At 42.8% G+C, this 1,587-nt stretch carries 1 protein-coding gene; it reads right to left on the reverse strand.

Features of this window, described 5'->3' with window-relative positions; translation table 11 throughout:
• Window positions 1-171: 171 nt before the first annotated feature.
• On the reverse strand, window positions 172-1,458 hold the full coding sequence (locus tag DXD65_RS20835) for an IS1380-like element IS613 family transposase (RefSeq protein ID WP_005805709.1): 1,287 nt from the start codon (window positions 1,456-1,458) through the stop codon (window positions 172-174).
• Window positions 1,459-1,587: the final 129 nt, after the last annotated feature.

Raw genomic sequence — 1,587 nt, forward strand, 5'->3', positions numbered from 1 at the left:
CCTCAAATCCGCAACTAAGCTCTTCAGCGTCCTTCTTGCGTCTAAACGTCCTCTCATCACTGAATTAGCAGATAAATTGAGGCTGAAATACCCACTTCTGCCCACAATATCCCCTTGCCCCACTATGCGACTTGAGGCAATACGCAGTATCATACCCATAAGTTGTAGGCGTTATCCAAAATCAGTCTGAAAAATATCTGCGTAAGCATTATTACAGGTATAGATATTCAGCACATACCGCCTTGATGTTCTGATCCACTTGGCTGGTACAGAGACAAACCTGAAGACAAACGCTTTTATGCGACTTGTTGCATTGAGTCCGAACCTCTTTACGTCAAGTCTGTGGATAATGGCCTTGTAGAAATTACGGATAAGTGCCGTAAGAAGAAGGAACACAGTGTTCTCTGCCATGAAGGATTTGGGCAATCTGTCCCACCCGAAACCATTGTTCATATCATCGAAGATACGTTCCTTTCCTCCACGAAGGTTATAGAACTCGACAATTTCTCTTGTGGAAGATTCATAGTCGTTAGTCAGGATACAACGGTATGTGTATTCTCCTTCCCAAAGATCCAGCACACCGTCCATCCGTTTCTGTCTTTGAATCACAAGTCGGTATGCTTTACCCTTCCACTTCTCAACAAGAATAGAGTTCAATTCGAACTCAATGCCATTGATTTCCTCAGTCTTCCAGCCTCTAAGAGCAAAGATGTCATTGTAGAGCGAACTGCAGCGGTTTGCGCGGATATAGAAGGATTTGCTGTGTTTCTCTATTTCCTCCACGATTTCCTCGGAACATGATCCACAATCAGCTCTGAAACGATTGATTGTAAGTCCGTTCTGCTCAAATCTCTCAAAGAATCTCTTCAGCGTGTCCTTCTGATGAAAACGAACGTTGGTGTTACCATCGCTATTCTCAATGCCAACAATCAAGTCGTCAATAACCGCCACGCCAGGGCGATAACCAAGGAACTTCTTGTATGTAGGCTTTGCATCATACTTCTCAGTCTCTATGAACTGATGGTCGAAATCAACATCATACATCTCGCCCTCTTTCAGTTGGCCGGATGCAAACATACAATTGAGCAGTAAGGTATTGAGTGTGTCAGCCGTGTTGAAATCGTAGTTCTTACCCGTATCTGATGTGTATGAGATGTTTCCTTGCGTCAGTTCCTTTATCGCTCTGAGGATAGTATCAGAACTACAAGTACGAAGTGTCGGATGGAGCGAGAGATGGTTCATCAAATGAGTAGTGACATCCTCAATGCATGAGCCACCACAGAAGTAGATACTCATGAGGGAACGGACGATTTCACTGTACTGATAACCGAACGAGCTACACCTTAGACCGAGTGTCGAGTCGATTACAGATGACAATGTGGAGTCAAATTGCTCCATGATTGAAAATATTCCTCCAAAAGGAGTGAGCTTCTCGGATTTTATTTGTATTTTTGCCATGCCTGATGAGGTTTTGTTTGATTATTTTTTTGCAACACTAAGTTAAGTGAATCCTCTGACATGGCAAAATCCTGAGCAACTTTTTGTTGCTCAGGTACTTAAAAAAAATATTTTATAATAGTGTTGCGG

The organism is Bacteroides sp. 4_1_36 (assembly GCF_003466325.1).
Taxonomy (GTDB): Bacteria; Bacteroidota; Bacteroidia; order Bacteroidales; family Bacteroidaceae; genus Bacteroides; species Bacteroides uniformis.

Coding starts and splice junctions, on each gene's coding strand:
- DXD65_RS20835 (WP_005805709.1), bottom strand. CDS start 1,458: ATGGCAAAAATACAAATAAAATCCGAGAAGCTCACTCCTTTTGGAGGA.